Source organism: Mucilaginibacter lappiensis (assembly GCF_900155965.1).
Classification (GTDB): domain Bacteria; phylum Bacteroidota; class Bacteroidia; order Sphingobacteriales; family Sphingobacteriaceae; genus Mucilaginibacter; species Mucilaginibacter lappiensis.
The window spans coordinates 41,852-63,321 of sequence record NZ_FTMG01000006.1 but is presented as its reverse complement, the minus strand read 5'-3'; the positions used below and the strand labels follow the sequence as shown (position 1 = coordinate 63,321).

The 21,470-nt window shown below is 41.5% G+C and carries 13 protein-coding genes; 10 read left to right on the top strand and 3 right to left on the bottom strand.

The genetic code is table 11. The features are described from left to right. Window positions 1-76: 76 nt before the first annotated feature. Both BW976_RS13240 and BW976_RS13235 read right to left on the bottom strand, forming a co-directional pair. Complete coding sequence (locus tag BW976_RS13240) at window positions 77-1,081, bottom strand: YncE family protein (RefSeq protein ID WP_076373994.1); 1,005 nt, start codon at window positions 1,079-1,081, stop codon at window positions 77-79. Between the two features lie 391 nt (window positions 1,082-1,472). Beyond that, window positions 1,473-2,054: an RNA polymerase sigma factor gene (locus tag BW976_RS13235; RefSeq protein ID WP_076373784.1), complete on the bottom strand. Its 582-nt coding sequence runs from the start codon at window positions 2,052-2,054 to the stop codon at window positions 1,473-1,475. 139 nt (window positions 2,055-2,193) lie between these two features. Here BW976_RS13235 and BW976_RS13230 point away from each other — a divergent pair, with 139 nt between their 5' ends. The 5 genes from BW976_RS13230 (at window position 2,194) to BW976_RS13210 (ending at window position 11,286) form a co-directional block, all read left to right on the top strand. After that, complete coding sequence (locus tag BW976_RS13230; RefSeq protein WP_076373783.1) at window positions 2,194-3,363, top strand: FecR family protein; 1,170 nt, start codon at window positions 2,194-2,196, stop codon at window positions 3,361-3,363. Window positions 3,364-3,569: 206 nt separating this feature from the next. Continuing rightward, window positions 3,570-6,923 carry a TonB-dependent receptor gene (locus tag BW976_RS13225; protein WP_084192195.1) on the top strand — a complete coding sequence of 1,118 codons (3,354 nt, stop codon included), beginning with the start codon at window positions 3,570-3,572 and terminating at the stop codon, window positions 6,921-6,923. Window positions 6,924-6,933: 10 nt separating this feature from the next. Further along, window positions 6,934-8,460, top strand: coding sequence for a RagB/SusD family nutrient uptake outer membrane protein (locus tag BW976_RS13220; RefSeq protein WP_076373782.1), 1,527 nt, complete (start codon window positions 6,934-6,936; stop codon window positions 8,458-8,460). Between the two features lie 212 nt (window positions 8,461-8,672). Then, on the top strand, window positions 8,673-10,703 hold the full coding sequence (locus BW976_RS13215) for a PAS domain S-box protein (RefSeq protein WP_076373781.1): 2,031 nt from the start codon (window positions 8,673-8,675) through the stop codon (window positions 10,701-10,703). Window positions 10,704-10,812: 109 nt separating this feature from the next. Further along, complete coding sequence (locus BW976_RS13210) at window positions 10,813-11,286, top strand: carboxymuconolactone decarboxylase family protein (RefSeq protein ID WP_076373780.1); 474 nt, start codon at window positions 10,813-10,815, stop codon at window positions 11,284-11,286. A 234-nt stretch (window positions 11,287-11,520) separates the two neighbouring features. Here the strand turns inward: BW976_RS13210 and BW976_RS13205 are convergent, their stop codons facing one another. Next, window positions 11,521-11,739, bottom strand: a complete 219-nt coding sequence (locus BW976_RS13205) for a hypothetical protein (protein ID WP_076373779.1) — start codon at window positions 11,737-11,739, stop codon at window positions 11,521-11,523. Between the two features lie 233 nt (window positions 11,740-11,972). Between BW976_RS13205 and treA the strand changes: the two genes are divergently transcribed. The 5 genes from treA to BW976_RS13180 all read left to right on the top strand — a co-directional run bounded on the left by treA (window position 11,973) and on the right by BW976_RS13180 (window position 21,469). After that, window positions 11,973-13,538 carry an alpha,alpha-trehalase TreA gene (gene treA / locus BW976_RS13200; protein WP_076373778.1) on the top strand — a complete coding sequence of 522 codons (1,566 nt, stop codon included), beginning with the start codon at window positions 11,973-11,975 and terminating at the stop codon, window positions 13,536-13,538. Between the two features lie 114 nt (window positions 13,539-13,652). Continuing rightward, a complete protein-coding gene (locus BW976_RS13195) occupies window positions 13,653-15,278 on the top strand; it encodes a DUF6377 domain-containing protein (protein WP_076373777.1) in 1,626 nt (541 codons plus the stop codon). Window positions 15,279-15,882: 604 nt separating this feature from the next. Further along, the gene (locus tag BW976_RS13190) at window positions 15,883-18,876 is read left to right on the top strand and encodes a SusC/RagA family TonB-linked outer membrane protein (RefSeq protein WP_076373776.1); all 2,994 of its coding nucleotides are present in this window, start codon (window positions 15,883-15,885) and stop codon (window positions 18,874-18,876) included. 29 nt (window positions 18,877-18,905) lie between these two features. Further along, window positions 18,906-20,432: a RagB/SusD family nutrient uptake outer membrane protein gene (locus BW976_RS13185; protein WP_076373775.1), complete on the top strand. Its 1,527-nt coding sequence runs from the start codon at window positions 18,906-18,908 to the stop codon at window positions 20,430-20,432. A gap of 107 nt (window positions 20,433-20,539) precedes the next feature. Then, a complete protein-coding gene (locus tag BW976_RS13180) occupies window positions 20,540-21,469 on the top strand; it encodes a GyrI-like domain-containing protein (protein WP_076373774.1) in 930 nt (309 codons plus the stop codon). The last annotated feature ends 1 nt before the right edge of the window (window position 21,470 follow it).

Sequence of the window (21,470 nt, the reverse complement as noted above, 5' to 3'; positions counted from 1 at the left end):
GGACAAATCAATTAAGTCCCCCCGTAGCCCCCTAAAAGAGAAGCCTGTGATTCGCCTGTTTATCTTTTTTGATATTTTATTTCAACTTGTAAACCAGTACTTTAAAGGTGTTTGGTAATGCAGTCCGTGTCCCTTTTACAAATTCAGCTACGCTTAAATAAATTTTATGCGTTTTAGTATCAAGAGCCATTGTTTTGGCACGATAGGCGGTCTGTAATGTCTGGATCACTTTATACTCATCAGCCGATTGTTGTTTGATAATAGTAGTAACGCCATCACCGCATGAGCAGAAGATCAGCTTGGTTTCTGGGTCATAAGCTACTGCATCAACACCGGCGCCTATAGGTAGGGTGGCCACTACCTTGCCTGTATTAATGTTTACCACACTAACGCCTTTGTTTTCACGGCAAACGGTAAATACACGCTGATTGGCAACATCCAAAGCTAAACCTGTAGGGCCGCCACATGGGGCAAGCGGATAGTTTTTGATCACCTTGAGGGTTTTGCTATCTATAACGTTCAGGCTGCTTTTGTCTTCCAGATTGTTATAAATTTTGCCTTTGCCATCGGCTACAGCAAACTCCGGAGCGCCGCCCAATGCAACTGTACCAACTTGTTTCAATGTATTGGGATCAATTACTGACGAATTATTACTCTCGCCATTAAAGCTGAAAACGCGATCGGCATAAGGATCATACATAATGGCATCCGGGCCGTTAGCCTCTGTTAAGGCTATGGTTGCTATAACTTTCAGGGTTTTCAGGTCAAATGCTACTACAGCAGTGGCTTTACCATCGCTGATAAAACCCCGGTTGGCTTTATTATCAATAGCGATACCATGTATACCTTTCAGATCGCCGATTAGGCCTGCTGGCTTTTCTGTTTTCAGATCGATCACGTTTACGGCTGTACCGTGCGATACGTATAAACGGTTGTTTACCTTGTCGATAGATAGATAATCATAGCCTCCATCGCCAGGCAGGGTAATTGTTTTATCCAACTCATAGGTTTGTGCATGCAATAATTGAGGGAACAGGCCAAGGGACATAATGAACGCTAAGCCCGATACAAATTTTTTCATGGTCATTTGTTTTGTTGATTTGGAGTTGAAGTTCCACTTTGATTCTGTAGAAAACTTGTAAAAATTCCGGCTGGTGTTATGCGCTGTTCAAAAAACTTTTTAAACCTTTTATTTTAACACTTTTCTAGTGGAAAACGGCATAAAAACGACTCAAAAACGCTCGAAAAACATCGATTTTAACACTTTTTAACAAATTTTAACACGATTTTGAGCAGCTTTTGAAACTTTAAAAAGTATTAAATATTTGATATTCAGGTAACTGTATGAAAATTGGCCGGTTTTGTCCCTTTATTTCTTTAAGCAAACAGCCCGGTTTTCTTTTTCGGGAAAGAAAACCGGGCCGCTGTATATACAAATATACGCATTTAAGTGGGGAGTTTTGCTGGCAACCCTATTTAAGAATATACCACAATGAAATAATAGCCGACGCATGTTTAAAGCAACCCCGTAGATGTTTAAGCGCCATGGTGATCTGGTTTTCGACCGTACGCTTAGAAATACCCAGGCGGCCGGCTATCTCCTGATTAGAAAGGTTATCGATACGGCTCATCTGGAAAATTTCCTGGCAGCGTTTGGGTAATTGTTCCAGGTACCGCCCTAATTCATACAGCAGCTCCTGATCCTTGATCCGGCTTTCGCCATCGTTATGATCCAGCAGCTCGCTGATCTCCGCATCGGAAATGGTTAAAACAACCGGCGATTTTACTGCCCGCATCCGGTTGTAAACCTGGTAGCGGATAGCCGTCAATAAAAAATTAGGAAATGATCCGATCTCGAGCCCATGCCTCCGGCTCCAAATATTCAGGAACACATCATGTACAGCTTCCTCGCTGGCCTCGCGATCTTTCAGGTAACGTAAAGCTGTTTTATACAATCGCAGCCAGTAGCGATCAAAAAGCGCAGCAAAAGCTTGTTCGTCATCATTACGGATGGCAAGCCACAGCTCAGGGTCATTAATCGGGGGATTGTACATACAACTGGTTGGATAAAATTAGGAAAAGCCAGCCAAATAAATCCACAATTAACAGCCTGAAGAAAAAAAAATTAAAAATTGATGTGTGTGTCTATATAAAATTTACACTAACAGGGTATAAACCTGCAATTACAACCTAATGATAACCAAAGAAGAATTCCTTGCTTTGTACGAAAAGTACATGAGCGGACAATGCACAGCCGACGAAAAAAAGCTGCTGGACGCATACCGCGATGAAATGATATTGGCCGAAGATGGCTGGGATGATGATGTGCTTAAGGAAGACGATGTAAGGGCCCGTATATGGCAGCGATTAAGCGATAGCCGCAAAGTGGTTCAGCTGCCACAACGAAAGGTTGTCAAATATCGTTGGTTGCAGGTGGCCGCGGTTCTTGCGGCGGTGTTGTTTGCTGGCGTATTTTTTATCCAGCGTAAAAAAAATCACGAAACTGATACTGTAAAACTGACAAATAAAGTTCAGCCGCCCATATTACCCGGCGGCAACAAAGCCTATTTAACTTTGGCCAATGGCTCGCGCATTGTGCTTGATGATGCCCAAAACGGCAAGCTGGCAACCAGACCCGGTGTTACCGTAAGTAAAACCGGGAATGGTATGCTGGTATATCATTTTTCAAAATCAAACGATGCTGCTGCACCTGCCGCAACGCCGGAGTTTAATACCATTACCACACCAAGGGGCGGGCAGTACCAGGTAGTACTGGAAGATGGTACACGGGTTTGGCTCAATGCGGCTTCGTCCATCAGGTTTCCGCAGGCGTTTACCGGTGTAAGCCGTGAGGTTGAACTAAGCGGTGAAGCCTACTTCGAGGTGGCAAAAAATAAAGCCAAGCCTTTTATTGTACAAGCCAATGGCACAAAGGTGCAGGTGCTGGGTACCCATTTTAATATAAACGCTTATACCGATAATAATAACGTAACTACTACACTGCTGGAAGGATCGGTAAGGATGAGCAGCGGCAGTTCGGCAGTAATGCTGGCGCCTGGTCAACAGGGTGATGTTGCAACAAACGGTTCAGCTATTAAAGTTAGCCCGGCCGATATACAGCAAACCATGGCCTGGAAAAATGGCCTTTTTATATTTCACGATCTGAATATCACCGAGGTGATGAAGCAAGTAGGCCGCTGGTACGATGTTGATGTGGAATACCGTGATGAGGACGTGAAAAACAATGAATTTGGCGGTACTATATCCAAATACAAAAATATAAATGAGTTGCTGGATGTAATGGTGCTTACCCGCTCCATTCATTACAAAATAGAGGGAAGGAGGGTAATCATTATGAAGTAAATTTTCCTTACCCATAATGTTTTACCTGTTTATAACCAGGAGCGTTCGCAGCGCCCCTGGTATAAAGCTTTGAATAGCTGTCAGGTAGCAATTAATGATCATATTTCTCATAACCAATTATTTAACCTAACATTCAAATGTATAAAAAATCTGCTGCAATAAGATGCAGGGAATGGCCCTGCCTTAAATCTAAATTATTTCTGATTATGAAATTGTCGTTTTTTTTGTGCCTGGTTTCTATACTGCAAGTGAGCGCTGCAACGTCATTTGCACAAAAGATCAGCCTTGATAAAAATAACGCCTCGCTGGCCGAAACCCTGCAGGAAATTCACCTGCAAAGCGGGTTCAGCGTGTTTTATAATGCTAAACTGCTTAAAAAAGCGGTACCGGTAAATGTGCACCTGCAAAACGCGGATCTGAGCGACGTTTTAAAGCAGTGCTTCCAGGATCAGCCGTTTAGCTACGTGGTTAATAACAATACTATTGTGGTTACCCCCAAGCCGGTAGCTGGAAAACCGGTGCAGGCTATTACCATAACCGGCCAGGTAAAAGACGAAAAAGGGCTACCCTTGCCTGGTGTTACTATAAAAATAAAAGGGACAAATACAGGAGCACAAACCGGGCTGGATGGTAATTATAAGGTAGAGGTAAATGATAATAATGCCGTTCTGGTATTCAGTTTTGTTGGCTTTGTTTCGCAGGAGATAGTGGTGGGCAACCAAACCCGTATCGATGTAGTGTTAAGGGAACAAACATCAGCCCTTAATGAAATTGTGGTGGTAGGCTACGGTACGCAAAAAAAGGTAAACCTGACAGGGGCTGTGTCAACCGTAAGCGGTAATGATCTTAACAAGCGCCCTGTGGTAAATCCTGCATCTATGCTGGAAGGCCTGGCACCCGGTGTAGCGGTAAATACCAGCTCCGGTGAACCCGGTAACGAGAGTGTATCTATCCGTATTCGCGGTAATGGTACCTTTAGCGGTGCGGGTTCCGATCCATTGATATTGATCGATGGTGTTCCCGGCAATTTTAGCGATCTTAATCCAACGGATATAGATAACGTGTCTGTACTGAAAGATGCGGCTTCGGCATCTATATATGGTTCAAGAGCGGCCAATGGTGTAATATTGATAACCACCAAGCAAGGTAAAGCCGGGCAAATGTCGGTTAGCTATGATGGCAATGTTGGTTTTGCGAGTCCAACCAAAATGTTTAAATTGGTAACCAACTCTGCGCAGTACATGGAGTTGTTTAACCAGGCCCGCATCAACAGCGGCACTACTGACCCTAACTCGCTTTACCCGCAGGATCAGATCGATCTGTACCGTAACAGCACCGACAAGCTGCATTACCCTAATACAGATTGGTTGAGCCTGATATTCAGAACGGCTCCCACCCAAAACCACAACCTTACCTTTAGCGGAGGTACTGACAAAACCACCTACAATGTATCCTTAGGTTACGTTGATCAAAATGGTATTGAAAGGGGTTTTGATTATAAAAGATACAGTGCCCGTATTAACTTAACCTCCAAGATTAATGATCATATTAAATTCGGTACCAACGTATTGTTAAAATCGGGTACAAGAGATGCTGTAGCAGGCAGTCCTTCATCACCCAGCCAGGGCGACGGTTCGTCCATGGATCTTTTTCTTTCGGCCATGTCACAGGCGCCTACTTATGGTCCGTACCTGACAGATGGCAGCGGGCATTACACCTACAAAGCTTATGATTTTGAATACAACAATAAGAACCCGATAGCCGAACTGGATCAAAACTTTACCAGAGTTACTAATGATTACGCTGTAAATGCACAGGGATGGTTTGAGGTGCAATTCAATAAGGATTTTTCCTGGTATACCAAAGGGGCTGTGAACTTTAACATGGATAAATACAAGGATTTTAAAGCCACCCTGGATGAGTACAATTTCAAGACCAATCAGCTGGAAACCAATTTGGACCTGGGCAAAGGTTTAACCGACCAGGATGAGCAAACGGTATATACCAACTTATATAGCTACTTGAATTACGCGCATAATTTTCACGGTAATAATATTAAGGCGCAATTTGGCTATAGTATTGAGCAAAGTAAATATCAATACTTACAAGGCTATCGAAAGAACTTTGCCGATCTGGATTTACAGGAACTGAATGCCGGTGGTTCAGACATACAAAATGCTTCTGGTACCTCCAATCAATGGGCTTTAATGTCATACTTTGGCCGTGTGGATTATGATTATAAAGGTCGCTATTTGCTTGAAGGCAATATTCGTGATGACGGAAGTTCGAAATTTGCAGGTAGTAACAAGTGGGGAGTATTTCCATCGTTTTCAGGAGGCTGGCGTGCCACCGAGGAGCCATTTGTAAAAGCCATGAATTTGACCTGGTTGGATAATTTTAAATTAAGAGGTTCATGGGGAAAGTTGGGTAACCAAAATATTGTAATTAATGGGTATGGTGCTAATTATCCATACCAGGCCCTATTGAACTTTACCGGAAATTACTCTTTTGATAACTCTACCCTTACTACGGGTGTAGCCCAGCAAAATCTGAATAATCCGGCTATTAAATGGGAAACTACCACCATGACCGATATTGGGCTAGACATAACCATTTTCAAAAACTTTAATTTAACTGCCGATTGGTACAATAAAACTACATCGGATATCTTAAGGCAAGCCCAGGTTACCGCAGCTGTGGGCTTAAGCGCCCCTACTATTAATGATGGTGTGGTGAACAACCGTGGTATTGAGCTTGGTTTAACCTACAACAACGTTATACGTGACGGTGCCTTAGCAGGCTTTGCCTATAATTTGGGGGTTAATGCTGATCATAATGTTAATAAGCTGGTGCAATTTGGTCAGCCGGAAATTGGCGGCTATACCATTAATCAAAACGGGCAGCCCTGGAACTCCTTTTATATGTTGCAGGTGGTTGGGATATTTCAATCGGCCGCCGAGGTGGCCAATTCACCCAAGCAGTTCTCTGACTCAACCGTGCCGGGTGACCTGAAATATAAGGACGTTAACGGCGACGGTAAAATTGACCAGAATGATCGTACGCTAGTTGGTGGTGTTTATCCTAAACTGAATTATTCATTTAACCTGGGGGCAAGTTTCAAAGGCTTTGACCTATCGGCCATGATGCAGGGCGTTTACGGCGTTAAATCATTCGTATCTGGCTGGGGGACTATTCCGTTTGTACAAGGCGCTTCGCCAACTACCGATTGGTTAAATGCCTGGACCCCTCAACATCCGTCAACCACTATGCCGCAAATTTACTTTGGACAAGGTGCCCCAGATAAGATCAGTCGGCCATCTACTTTCTTCCTGCAGGATGCATCATATTTAAGGCTCAAAAACCTGGTATTTGGATATACATTTCCTGCACAGCTTACTAAAAAAGTGGGTATTAACAGGCTGAGGCTTTATTTTGCCGGCGATAATTTATTAACCATAACCAAGTTCAAAGGTCTTGATCCGGAACGTTATGGAAGCGGAGACCTGGTTCAATACCCGCAAAATAAGATCTATTCCTTTGGTTTAAATGTTTCTTTTTAATTAGCCCTACATGAAAAATCGAATTATAATAACCATCATACTCATTACATCGCTGTTTTTAGGCGCGTGTAAAAAGGCACTTGATCTGAATCCTTCGGATCAGATTGCCACATCGACCTTCTACAAATCAAAAGCCGATTTTGACGAGGCCCTTGCTTCTGTTTATGCCTCTTTACAACAGGAGGAGTTTGCCGTAGGCATAGGTTTTAGAGATTGCTTTACCGATAACGGCTATAACCAATTTAACTCCGGCAGTTCTAAAGATTTTGTTCAGGGTAATTTTAACCCTACTACCGGTGGTTACGAAACCGGTATTTATGATGATAGTTATACCGGCATTGCGAGGGGGAATCTATTCCTCCAAAATCTGGCTAATTACAAGGGAGGGGACATCTCTGATGCGCAAAGAAAAGTGTACGAAGGGGAAATAAGGTTCATCAGGGCTTTTTTCTATTTCCAGTTATACAGCATTTACGGCGATGTACCCATGGTGTTGCAGCCACTTAACCTGAGCAACCAAAAACAACCTAAAGTACCGGCCGCGCAAGTTCTGACCCAGATCACTACCGATCTGGATTACAGTATTGCCAATTTGAATACTGCCGCTTACTATGCCAATGGGGGCCATGCAGCAGCATCTTCGGCAAAAGCCTTAAAAGCAAGGGTATTATTATTTGCCGCCTTTGGCAACACCGGTACACCTGATCCAACTATACTTACGCAGGTAAGGGATCTGTGCCTTGACCTAATGGGCCAATACAAGCTGAGTACCAATTTTGAGGATATATTCCGCGATGCTACGCAGAAAAATAACACAGAGATCATCTTCTCTATTAACTTCCTGGCGCCAAACAATACTACTCCCTGGGATCTGTACTATGGCGACTATGATGCCTGCGCCCCACTGCAAAACATGGTAGATGCTTTTGAATGTACCGATGGCTTACCTTACGGGCAATCGCCGCTTACAGATACCACCAAAAAAGGAGTTTTTCATAACCGTGACCCAAGGCTGGCGAAAACTGTGTATTCAGATTCCGTTAATTTTGGTCCGGGAAAAGTTTATCATCCCTCAAATTTAAGGCCTACCGGTTATGGTACCATCAAATTCCTGGAGCCTAACAATATGCCTTATGGCTTCTCTACGCTGAGTCAGCAGGACGCTGTTATATTACGTTTGGGCGAAGTGATGCTGATGTATGCCGAAGCCCAAAATGAGATTGTTGGTCCGGATGCTACCGTTTATAAGGCGATGGCCGATCTGCGTGCACGTGTAAGTATGCCGCCATACCCGGCAGGTTATACTAAAGACCAGATGCGTGAAAGAATAAGGCATGAGCGCCGCATAGAGCTTGCTTTTGAAGGCTTACGTCATTATGATCTGTTAAGATGGCACATTGCGGGGCCGGTGCTTAACGCGGTAAAAACCAGCCTCATCAATTATCACTTTGAAGATAAGTTTTATCACTGGCCATTGCCTCAAACAGAAATTGACAAGAGCGGAGGGGTATTGATCCAAAATCCGGATTACAAATAATAAAAATTAACTATTAACGATCGAAAGCCGGCGGGAAAATTGTCCTTCCGGCTTTTTTCATGAAAAGTGAAATTATTTCTTATTGATTAAGTAATTTGCTAAATTCTTTTCATATTAAGTAAATAGCTTATCAGAAAATGATAAAATAATCAATTTTTATAGTTTTTATTGGCAAGAATCAAAATTCAATAACTTAGTTTTGTATCTATACCATGGAAAACCTTACCGATTTACAACAGCTGCTTGCACAGTATAAACAGCGTGAGGCCGAACTCGAAAGGAGTGAGGCCAGGTTACGCATGGCTATTGCTTCTGCTAATTTAGGAACATGGGATTACAAACCACTAACCGGCGAACTCACCTGGTCTGACGAATGTAAACATTTGTACGGTATGGCGCCAGAGGCCGAAATAAACTTTGAACTGTTTACAGAGCATATTTACCCGGCCGACAGGGATGTCCTGGAGCTGGCTATGAAGCGGGCCATGGATCCACTTGGCGATCATATTTATGATATCACCTATCGTATCATTCGTTTTGATAGTCCGGAGGTGAGGTGGTTAAGGGCACAAGGAAAAGTTTACTTTAATAAATTACAAGAGCCTGAACGCTTTATCGGTACTATTGTCGACCAAACCCAGGCTAAACTGGCCGAAGAAAAAAGCGCCAAACTGGCTGCCATCGTTGAGTCATCGGATGATGCCATCATCGGTAAAAACCTGGATGGCGTTATTACCAGCTGGAACCCGGCAGCAGAACGTTTGCTGGGTTATACCGAAAAAGATGTTATCGGAAAACATATTACCATGCTTATCCCAGAGGACCGCCTGGAGGAAGAGGATCTTATTTTAGAAAGGATCCGGAGTAACAAAAAGGTTGAACATTATGTAACGTTCCGGGTAACAAAAGCTGGTTTAGAAATCCCGGTTTCTATATCCGTTTCTCCTATAAGGGATGTTAATGGTGTGGTGATTGGGGCCGCCAAGATCATTCGCAATAACGCCCATCAAAAAGAAACTGAAGCCAGGTTATTACGCTACGCGGAAAATCTGGAGGTATTGAACGCACTGGGAAAAGTTATTTCAGAGCGGATGGACGTGAGTGATATCCTGCAAAAAGTAACCGATGCTACCACCCGTTTGATCGGTGCGGCATTTGGAGCATTTTTTTATAATAACGTGACTGAGGCAGGAGAATCTTATATGTTGTTTGCCCTGTCTGGCGCACCAAGAGAAGCCTTTGAGCGGTTTGGGATACCCAAGAACACGGACCTCTTCCACCCTACATTTACAGGAGAAAGGATTGTACGCGCAGACGATATAACCAAAGACCCCAGATATGGGCAGAATAGTCCGTTTTTTGGAATGCCCGAAGGTCATTTGCAGGTAGTTAGTTATCTGGCTGTGCCGGTAATTTCCAAATCGGGCTTGGTAATAGGCGGATTGTTTTATGGGCATCCCGAGCCGGCTAAATTCACCAGGGAGCACGAACAGCTGGTGTCGGGGGTGGCAACACAGGCAGCCATTGCCCTGGATAACACCAAGCTATACGAAGAAATAAGGAAGCTTAACGATAAAAAAGAAGAATTTATCGGTCTGGCCAGTCATGAGTTAAAAACGCCGGTTACCAGTTTGAGCGGTTATTTACAGATATTGAACCGTTCCCTTCCGGATACAGACCGTAATAAACCTTTTTTGCAGAAAGCACTGCTACAGGTTAAAAAACTATCGGAACTGATATCTGATCTGTTGGATGTTTCTAAAATAGAGACCGGCCAATTGCCCCTTTCTTTCAGCAACTTCAACATCACACAGATCGTTCAGGAAACTATTGAACTGATCCAGTATTCGACCAAAACCCACCAGATCGTATTGCAACAACCGGAGCAGGAGATCATCATTTCGGCCGATAAGCAGCGGATAGAACAGGTTATTGTGAACCTGCTTTCCAACGCCATTAAATATTCGCCCTATGAGAAGCTGGTTAATGTGGCCATTTCCGTGGTGCATAATGAAGTTAGGGTTGCGGTGCAGGATTATGGCATGGGCATCCTGAAGGAGCATCAGGAACGCATATTCTCCCGTTTTTACCGGGTGGAGGAACTGGCCTCCCACATATCGGGGCTTGGCATAGGTTTGTACATCAGTAAAGAGATCATTACCCGCCATCATGGTAAGCTCTGGCTGGATAGTGAGCCAGAAAAGGGATCAACATTTTTCTTCGAGATACCGCTGAATACATAGCTGTTAAAATAAATTTATTTATTTTTTCGAATAATGTCCAATTTCTAAGATCTCATTCATCATTGGAATATAAATCAAATATTCAATAATCATTAGAGATCAAAAAAAAATGGAAAAACGACTTAATGTACATCAAAAAGGCCAGGTTGCAATGAAAGCTATATATGGTTTGGCTATTTACCTGGCTAAATCACCGATTGAGAAATCCCCTTTACATTTAATTGAATTCCGGGTATCACAAATTAACGGATGCGCTTTTTGTTTGGATATGCACTCCAAAGACCTGCGAGCCGAAGGCGAAAGCGAACAACGCCTGTATCTGCTGAGCGCCTGGCGCGAAGCTCCTTTTTACACCGAACGCGAACGTGCCGCGCTGGCCTGGGCCGAGGCCTTAACCAAAGTGGCAGAAGGCCCCGTGTCTGACGAGCTGTATCAACAGGCTAGTAAGCATTTTTCAGAACAGGAATTGATAGACCTTACTATGGCGATCATTACTATCAATAGTTATAATCGCCTTAATATTGCGTTTCCGGCACAGGTTGGTACCTATCAGCCCGGAGCTTATAAAGTACAGGTTTCATAAGGTAGTCACTTGACTCGAGTTCTGCTGTGACTAACGTTGAGAAGAGTTAAACCAGTTGTCATTTCGAACGAGGCACGAGGAGAAATCTTCTGCGACAAGCTTTCGTAGCATATTATACTGCAGAAGATTTCTCTTTCGCCCCAGGGCTTTTCCCTCCCCTGCTCTATCGAAATGACATCTTTTTATAAAATTTTGAACTTTCCAATACCTGTGGTCACAAACAAGCGCTTCCCATTATTTCCAGGGGCGATTGCTGCTAAAGGAGCCCCTGAACATTTTCAAGCCTTTGGATGTTTTTTTCCAAAGCACCAGGAATTTCCCATGATCAAAAAGCCGGCATTGCACATCAAATGATTGCCATATCCCTTCTTCAATAACAAATATCCCTCCGTCGCCATAAACGGCAGTGGGGATAAACCGGCCATCACGTAATCCGAACTGCTCATACTCCATTTTGAAAAACCGGTGTAATGACCCGCAGAATCAATAAATTGTACAAAACGGAACCGGTGAGGTTGGAGTTAAATATTTTAATCCTTAGCGTAATTGCAGCAATCACCTTCGCTTTTTAAACAAGCGGGTTGTTAATTGACCCCTCGTCTGCCAAAATGTTAATTATTTACGCCTCTTAACATAATTTGAGCTTTTTATTTACCTTCATATTTCCATTTTATATTAACTGAAGCATGAGAAAAGCACTTTTAACATTAGTACTGTTATTTGTTTTTTTACTAACATATTCCCAAAGCCTTACTCCCCGGCAATTGTATCCGGGCTTGTTTGAGGCGGTGCAGCTTACCAACATATTTCCGGATAACAAGATATTTGTTGATGCCACACCCAAACGTAATCCCGATTTGATCATGAAAGATTATGAGGCGCAAAAAAGTAAACCGGGTTTTGATCTGAAGCAATTTGTAAACGATAATTTTTTTATCCCCGGCACGCATAATGATGTTTTTAAAAGCGATGTCACCGCAGGTATACGCAAACATATTGATACCCTTTGGGAGGTGCTTTACCGCAAGCATGATACGGTTTCTAAATACTCTTCGTTATTACCCTTACCGCATGATTTTATAGTTCCCGGCGGCCGTTTTCGCGAAACTTATTATTGGGACTCCTACTTTACCATGCTTGGTTTGCAGGAGAGCCATAAAACGCAGATCATTGAAAACATGATCGACAATTTTGCTTACATGATTGATAAATATGGCTTCATTCCAAACGGAACCCGTACTTATTACTTGACACGCTCCCAACCGCCGTTTTTTTCGCTGATGCTTAATATACTGGCAAAGGACAAAGGCGAAAAGGTGTTGGTAAAATATCAGCCACAACTTTTAAAAGAATACGCTTTTTGGATGGAAGGAGCCGAAAAATTGAAAACAGGCCAGGCTCACCGTATGGTGGTGCGTATGCCAGGTGGTGAAATACTGAACCGTTACTGGGACGACTCCGATCAGCCGCGTGAGGAATCATATAAAAAAGACGTGGATGCTGCAAAAACTACCAAACAGAAACCAGGCGATTTTTACCGTAATATACGTGCCGCGGCCGAATCTGGCTGGGATTTCAGTACACGATGGTTTGATAACACGGCCAGCCTGGCAACCATTCAAACTACCAGTATCATCCCGGTTGATCTGAATTGTTTGCTTTATCATCTGGAGCTATCCATCGCCCAATCCTATCAATTAGCTGGAGACGGTAGTCATTACCGGGTTTATTTGACCAAAGCTCAGCAACGCAAAAAAGCTATCCAAAAATATAGCTGGAGCGAAAGCACCGGCTGGTTTATGGACTATAACTGGCAACTGAATAAGATCACCCCTCATCAGACCCTGGCGGGGGTATTTCCACTTGAATTTAAGATAGCCGACGAGCGGCAGGCAAAAATAGTGGCTAAAGCCTTGCGGATAAAATTCTTTAAATCGGGTGGTTTGGTAACCACATTTAACCGGTCGGGCCAACAATGGGATAGCCCCAATGCCTGGGCGCCATTAGAATATATGGCTATTGATGGTTTAAGGAATTATGGCCAGGATGATCTGGCCCGCTCCATTGCCGAAGCCTGGATCCGTACCAATATTCGTGTTTTTGATGCTACCGGAAAGCTAATGGAAAAGTATAATGTACTGGATACAGGATCAAAAGCAGGAGGGGGCGAATACCCGCTGCAGGATGGTTTCGGGTGGACTAACGGCGTACTGCTTAATCTGTTAAATCACTACCAGGTTGATCAGTTATAACAGTTTTTAAACCATTACCCCTTTTTAATGGTGTTGTAAGTAAACTACAACACCAGTTTTTTTAAGACAAATTTTAAGCTATTGCAGTACACCATATCAGTTAATCGATTTACTATGAGAGTTTACATACTAATTTTATTTCTTGCACTTTTTGGATATACGGCCACCTTCGCGTCATCAAAAACAGATAGCCTGCTGACCGTGTTGAAACGGGAACTTGCAAGGAAAAAAAATTATGACGATGAAAAAGAAGCCGGCATACAAAAACTCAAAACTGCATTATCAACTACGCCGTTAACTGATCAAAACACACGGTACAGGCTATGCAGCAATATATACGAAGAGTATAAAGTTTACCAGTTCGATTCGGCCTTTGTTTACATCCATAAAATGCAGGATATAGGTGATTTGCTAAAGGACGCTCCGAAACAAAATGACTGCAAAATTAAACTGGGTTTTATATTGCTCTCAGCGGGTATGTTCAAAGAAGCATTTGACTGCTTTAATGGTATCAACACTCAATTATTAAGTAATGATGGTAAAATTGAATACTATTCACTAAAAGCCCGGGCTCATTCAGATCTTGCCGATTATGACGATAATGTTTTTTACAGTCAGTATAATAATTCCTTGTCCCTCAAATATCTCGACTCTACCATTGCCCTCTGTAAACCAAACTCCTACGAGTGGTTAAGGCATCAGGGCGATAAACAGGTGAGGTTAGGCGATATTAAAAAACCATCGGTATATTATACACGCTTATTTTACCAGTACCCATTAACTACGCATCAGCGGGCGATGATAGCTACTGGCCTTTCACAATTTTACCGTGATACTTCGCAAACACAAGAACGTACCAACTTGCTGATCATTGGGGCTATAAATGATATCCGGTCGTCAACCAAAGAAACCCTGGCCAGTTTTGAATTGGGCAATTTGCTATACCGGACAGGTAATATCATAGATGGCTATACTTTTGTTGATCAGGCAATGAATGATGCAGAATATTATGGCGCCCGGCTCCGGAAAATAAAGATAGGCGCGGTGTTACCCGTAGTAGCCGCCCAAAAGTTGGTTTTAATGGAAAAGGAGAAAAATAAATTCCTGGTATATCTCTTATCCATTACTGCAGTTTCTCTGTTAGTGCTCATGGTGGCATTTATCATATTTAATCAGCTCAAGCGCTTAAAAGCAAAAGAAAAGATCATCGAAGAAAAGAATCTGCAGCTGGAAAGCATCAACGACAAGCTCATTGAGGATACACACATTAAAGAAGAATACATCGGCTATTTTTTTAATGTGATATCGGGCTATATCCTCAAGCTCGAGAAATTAAAAAGAAATATTGACAGAAAGCTGCTGGCCAGAAAATATGACGATATACAGCTGGCAGTTAATGAAATAAATATTAAAAAAGAGCGTGAATTATTATTCTATACTTTCGATCATATCTTCCTGAAAATATTTCCCAATTTTATTACGGTTTTTAACTCTTTGTTTAAACAGGAAGACCAGATATGGCCCCGTGATCATGAAGTGCTGAATACCGATCTCCGGATATTTGCGCTGATACGCATGGGCATAAGTGATAATGAAACTATTGCTAATATTTTGGAGTATTCTGTAAACACTATATACGTGTATAAAATGCGTATCAAGGCAAAATCCATACTTCCTGGCGAACAGTTTGATCAAAAAATAATGGCTATTAAAGCAATTGAGGTATTAAACAAGATATAACCCATAAATAGCTGCTTTAAGTATAATATGAGCATAAAATGAACTTAAAAATGCTTAAATTTTATTTATACTTTTTGAGAGTTGTTTTTTTTTAAGTATCTTATTATCAATTAATTGAATTTAATAAAAGCTATATATATTTATATTTTAACAAAAAAAATAGGTAATACCCCCATCTGCATATTACTTTGTATGAGGTGATCTTATATCCTGTAAAATAATTAGAATATTTTCATGATAAATGATCCCCTCCCAATTAATAAATATAAACCCGTAATAAATTAAATTTTCATGTGTGTGGCTTTATTTTAAGCCGCCAACGTAGCAAAGGATATTAATCTTTTGCAATAAACCGGATGAAGCGCTTTTGCCTGCTTTTGGGTATCTGGCTTTGACGTAATTTTAATTTAAAACTAACCTGAATATGAATATAAAACTTACTAAAACCTCTAGTTCCCCGTAATGATGAAACTGTAATTGGCGCAATAAATTAATTGCCAGTTACTTAATATTTATTAATACAAAATAACATTTATGGTTATTTTATTTGATAAATTAATAGTTTACATTTATAACAAACCAATTAAACACTAAATCTAAATTTATGCAGCTAAAAAATTTACTTAAAGTAAGCTGTCTTGCCATTTTTTGCTTCTTTGCTGTGCCTGCACTGGCACAAAATAGGGTAATAACCGGCAAGGTTACAGACTCTCATGATGGTACACCGATGCCTGGTGTATCCATCGTAGCCAAAGGCTCAACCATTGGTACAAATACCAGCGCCAACGGCGAATTTAAACTCTCCTTACCTGCCTCAAATAATACATTGGTAGTATCATTTATTGGCTATGCTAAGCAGGAAGTTGATATAGCCGGAAAAACCAACGTAAGCATTGCATTGGTAGGCAGTGCAACAGCCTTAAGTGAGGTACAAGTGATCAGTGTGGGTTACGGTTCAACACGTAAAAAGGATCTTACCGGAGCAGTGTCAAACATTTCGGCTAAGGATTTTAACCAGGGAGCCATTATCAATCCGCTTGACCAGGTTCAGGGTAAGGTGGCTGGTTTGGTAATTACCCAGGGTGGTGGCGACCCTAACCAGTCGGCCTCTATCCGCTTAAGGGGACAAACATCCATCTCTGGTAACCAATCGCCATTATTTGTGGTAGATGGTATTCCGCTTGACGATCCTACCCAGTTTCAAAACATTGCACCGGCGGATATTGCTTCTTATGATGTGTTGAAAGATGCATCTGCCACTGCCATTTATGGTTCGCGTGGTGCAAACGGTGTTATTATTGTTAACACTAAAAGAGGTACTGCAGGTAAAACCCAGGTTGATTATAACGGCTACGTGGGCTTTTCCAAACAAAGCAAATACTGGGATTTATTAAATACAGCCGAATACCTGGCCACGCCGCAGGCACAGGCTAATCCACAAAAAGGACAGGGTGAATCTGATGATGTTAATACCGATTGGCAGCGGGCTATTACCCGTACTGCCTTAACACATAGTAATAACCTGGCAATATCCGGTGGGGCCAATGGGTTTAATTATCGTGCTTCCCTAAACTTTCAAAACCAGGAAGGTGTAATTCTGAATAGTAATAAACAACAGCTTGGCTTACGTTTTTATGCCGAGCAAAAAGCGCTGGATAATAAGTTAGACATTCAGCTAGGGATATCAAATGTGAATACCAACCGTAGTTTAACAAACTACAGCGCTATTGGGTATGTATTTAATGCATTGCCAACCATACCTATCAAAAATGCCGATGGTTCATACAATGATTATGGCGCCGGTTACAACGCCTACAATCCCGTACTGTATTTAACAAGTACCTACAACAGGCACAATGAATATTTAACCAACATCAATGCCAATATTAATTACAGTATACTTCCTGAATTAAAAATTGGTGTTACAGGATCAACATCTCGTAACAATGTCCAAACCCATTACTTTATTCCAAGCTTTAAGGCTCAGAATAGTAATAGCATGGCTGCCGATAGTAATTATAACAATAATTCATATAAGGGCGATATACACATTAATTATGATAAAGCCTTTGGAAAGCACAATGTATCGGTAACATTGGTTGGTGAGCATAGCGTATTTAACTATGATTACTTCTTTGCAGCCGCACAGCAGTTGCTTGTTCCGCAAAGCTTAGATAATGCACTGGGTTCAGGATTAATATTCCCTACACCTGATTCCTATAAAGAACAATATCAGCTTAGTTCACTTTTAGGTCGTGTAAATTATAATTACGATAATCGTTTTTACGCAACAGCTTCGGTACGCCGTGACCAGTCAAGTAAGTTTGGTGCCAATTATCAATCTGGTTATTTTCCGTCCTTTGATTTAGCTTATCGTTTAAAACGCGATCTGGTTAATAATGTTGAATGGATAAATGATTTGAAATTACGGTTAGGTTATGGCCAGGTAGGTAACGCTAATGGTATTGGCGATTACAGTAGCTTAGCCCTGGTAGCCCCGGGTAAAAAGTATTATGATGGTTCTGGATCCGGCTCTTATCCGGGTAGTTATTCGCCCAATCAAAATGCTAACCCTTTCTTAAAGTGGGAAACCAGGACTGGTAGAAATGTAGGTCTTGATTTTTCGTTATTTAATGATCGTTTATCAGGCGATATCAACTACTATAATGACAGAACGAATAACCTGTTATTTGCCAATAGCGTACCTACACCTCCAAACTTTGTTTCCACAACCTTATCAAACGTAGGTGCTTTAACCAATAAAGGTTTGGAAGTTGCCCTTACAGGTCAAATCATAAAAGGTGATGGCCTTAACTGGACAGCCTCAGGTAATATTAACTTTGTTAAAACCAGGATTGCCAATTTATCAGGTACGCTGGCCGATGGTACGTCTGTAAAAACAAGCTTTATCGAAGTAGGATATGCACAAGGCCAGGGTTTAAGCTCAACGGCTATAACTCGTTTTGTTCCGGGATATGCTCCTTATGTATTTTATCTGCCGCATTACACCGGTGTTAATGCGCAAGGTGTAGAGATGTTTGATGGTAAAACGTTAGCTGATTACCCTGGTCAGTCGCCACCCAAGCATTATATAGACCCAAGCCCTAAGTTTAACTATGGTATTAATAACAGTTTCAATTACAAAAACTGGAGCCTTAGTTTCTTCCTGCGTGGTGTTTACGGGCAAAAGATATTTAACAACACCCTGTTAGATTATGAAACCGTTACACGCTTACCTACAACAAACACTACCCGTACGGCATTAACCAACGGCGTTACAAGCGCTCCAACCCAATCAGACAGGTGGTTGGAAAACGCATCGTATTTAAGACTGGATAATGCTTCGGTGGGTTATACCTTTAAACAAATTAAAGGGTTAAATACGCTTAGAGTATTTGTAGCCGTAAACAACCTGTTTGTTATAACCAAATATAGAGGTCTTGATCCGGAAGTTTCAACATCAGGTGCTTCCAATGGCACCGGAAGTCAGTCGGTTACTACTGGAAATCAATCCTATATTGATGCTGATTATGGCGGTTATGCTTATTATCCAAAAACAAGAACTTTTACATTCGGTACCTCAGTTTCGTTTAAATAATAACTGTTTGTAAATCAAATTTTAAAGAGATGAAAAATAAGAAAATATTAAGTCTGACCTTACTTTTGGCAGCAGGCAGTTTGCTAACGCTATCGTGTAAAAAACTTCCTCAAAATACGTATACCGTTGTTCCGGTTGATCAATTTTATCAAACCCCCCAGCAAATAAATGCGGGTATAGTTGCCCCGCCTTATACTGCTTTAACACCGCTGCAAACAGAAAATGTGTTTCAGCTGAATGAAGCTTCAACTGATGAAATGATTATCCCAATACGTGGTAACGACTGGTATGATGGCGGTGTACATACCCAGCTATGGACACACAATGTTGCCGTAGATAACTCCAATGATAATGGCGGCTGGACCGACCTGAGCGCCGGTATAACTAAATGTAATTTTAGCATAAGCATTTTAAACAGCCTTAAAAATAAACCGTCTAACGCGGCTGCCATTGCTGCAGAAATAAGTGTTTTGCGTGATTACTACCTGTTTTTAATGACCGATCTTTATGGCAATATACCATTGATCACATCATACGATGCCAATGCAAGTTTGGCCCCGGTTTCAAGGGCCACTGTATATGCCTACATAGAAGCTGATCTGTTGAAGAACATACCTTTATTATCAGCGGATAATTCTACCGGCAATACAGCTATATATGGCCACTTTAATCAATGGGCCGGTTATATGTTGCTTACCAAATTATATTTAAATGCACAGGTATATACAGGTACGCCACAATGGGATAAAGCTTTAACCTATGCCAATATGGTTATCAACTCCAATAAATATAGTTTGCAACCCAACTTTCTGGACAACTTTACTTACAGCAACCGTGGTTCAGTAGAAAATATATTTTGTATCCCATTTAACTACCCGCTTATTAAGGGTAACGTGATTCAAATGTATACACTGAATTATAATAACAATTTAACATTTGGTTTAACTGCCCAGCCTTATAATGGTTTTTGCGCGCCTACAGCGTTTTACCGTACGTTTACAGATGCTGATAAACGGAAAAAAATGTGGTTGGTTGGTCAGCAATATACAGCGACAGGCGCGGCTATAGCTGGGGTAGTATTAAGCCCTTATGTTAATGAATTAAGCAACCCTGCAGATAGCTTTAAATATGCAGGTGCACGCAGTGTAAAATATCAACCACAACCAGGTACAGGTAGTGATGGTACAAGTAATGATGGTGTGCGTTTTCGTTTAGCTGATGCCTATATGATGGCAGCCGAAGCGCAGTTGCACCTGGGCGACCTTAACGGGGCCCTGACCAACGTAAATAAGATCAGGACGAGGGCCGGTGTGGCCAATTTAACCAGCCTGTCTTTTGACGATCTGCTGGCCGAACGTGGCCGCGAGTTTGCCTGGGAAGGCTGGCGAAGGAATGACCTGATCAGGTTTGAAGTAGCTACCGGTAAAACCTATTTTACAGGTGCACGTGTTCCGGGAAAAGCCCAGGACGCAGCTGATAACCATACATTCCTGTTCCCGATACCTCAACCACAAATTAATACTAACCCGTTGCTAAAACAAAACCCAGGTTATTAATTAATACATTTGATTTATGCTAATACAACAATGGAACAGCTTAACACTGTTCCATTGTTTTTATAAAAAAACGCTGAAGATTGTAATTTCAGTGTGGTTCCTAAAACATGAAAATAACACTTATTGTAATCGTTTTACTCATCCTTGCAGCCTTTATACCTTTTCAACAACATGCCAGTATTAATATCAGGGCGAATTATTTTGAGGTATGTCAGCAGTTAGCATCAGCGGATAACTGGAAACGGTGGCAACCCGATATTCGTAAAGGATTTGACCTTACTAAACAATATAAACCAACTACAAATAGCTCTGGTTTTTTGATCAATATTCCAGGGCAAACTTTTAAGGTTGAAAGTATAAGTGCTAATACTTTTAAAGTTATAAGAACCGTAAATTATCTTGATCATGAATGTTTTTATACAGTAGTTCCCGGAGATGCTAGTAATACCTCCACCGTAATTATTGATACTAAAAATAATGTGGGTAAATGGCTTTTTTCAAAATTCGATTCGTCGGGAAGTATTTTGGATGTACCCCGGCAATTGAAAAGTTTTATGGAAGATGCCAAACAGTATTATGGGTTCAACATCAGCGAAAAAAGTGTTGCTGAAAGTTACCTGGTTGTTAAAAAAGAAATTATTTCAACCCAAGACAAATACCAGGCAATTGTTAAAGCCGTCAGGGAGCTGCATAGCTATATTAACCAAAATAATATTAAACCGATACAGGCATTATCTGGTGCCTATTATCCGCAGAGGAGTGATTCACTACAAATAATGGTTGGAATCCCCGTAAATAAACAGCTAAACTCAACTGGCGACATTACCTTTATGCATATGCCAGGAGGGAAATGGCTGGTTGGCGATTATAAAGGTAAATACAGCGGCAGGCAACAATTATATAAAGCCATGGAAAAATACATGCAAGATCATGCTTTATTAAAACAAATAGCGCCATTTGAAAGATATTTGGATAATAAGCCTCCTGCCAGCGACGATGATGTTATAAACATGCAGGTTAATTACCCGGTGCTTTAAC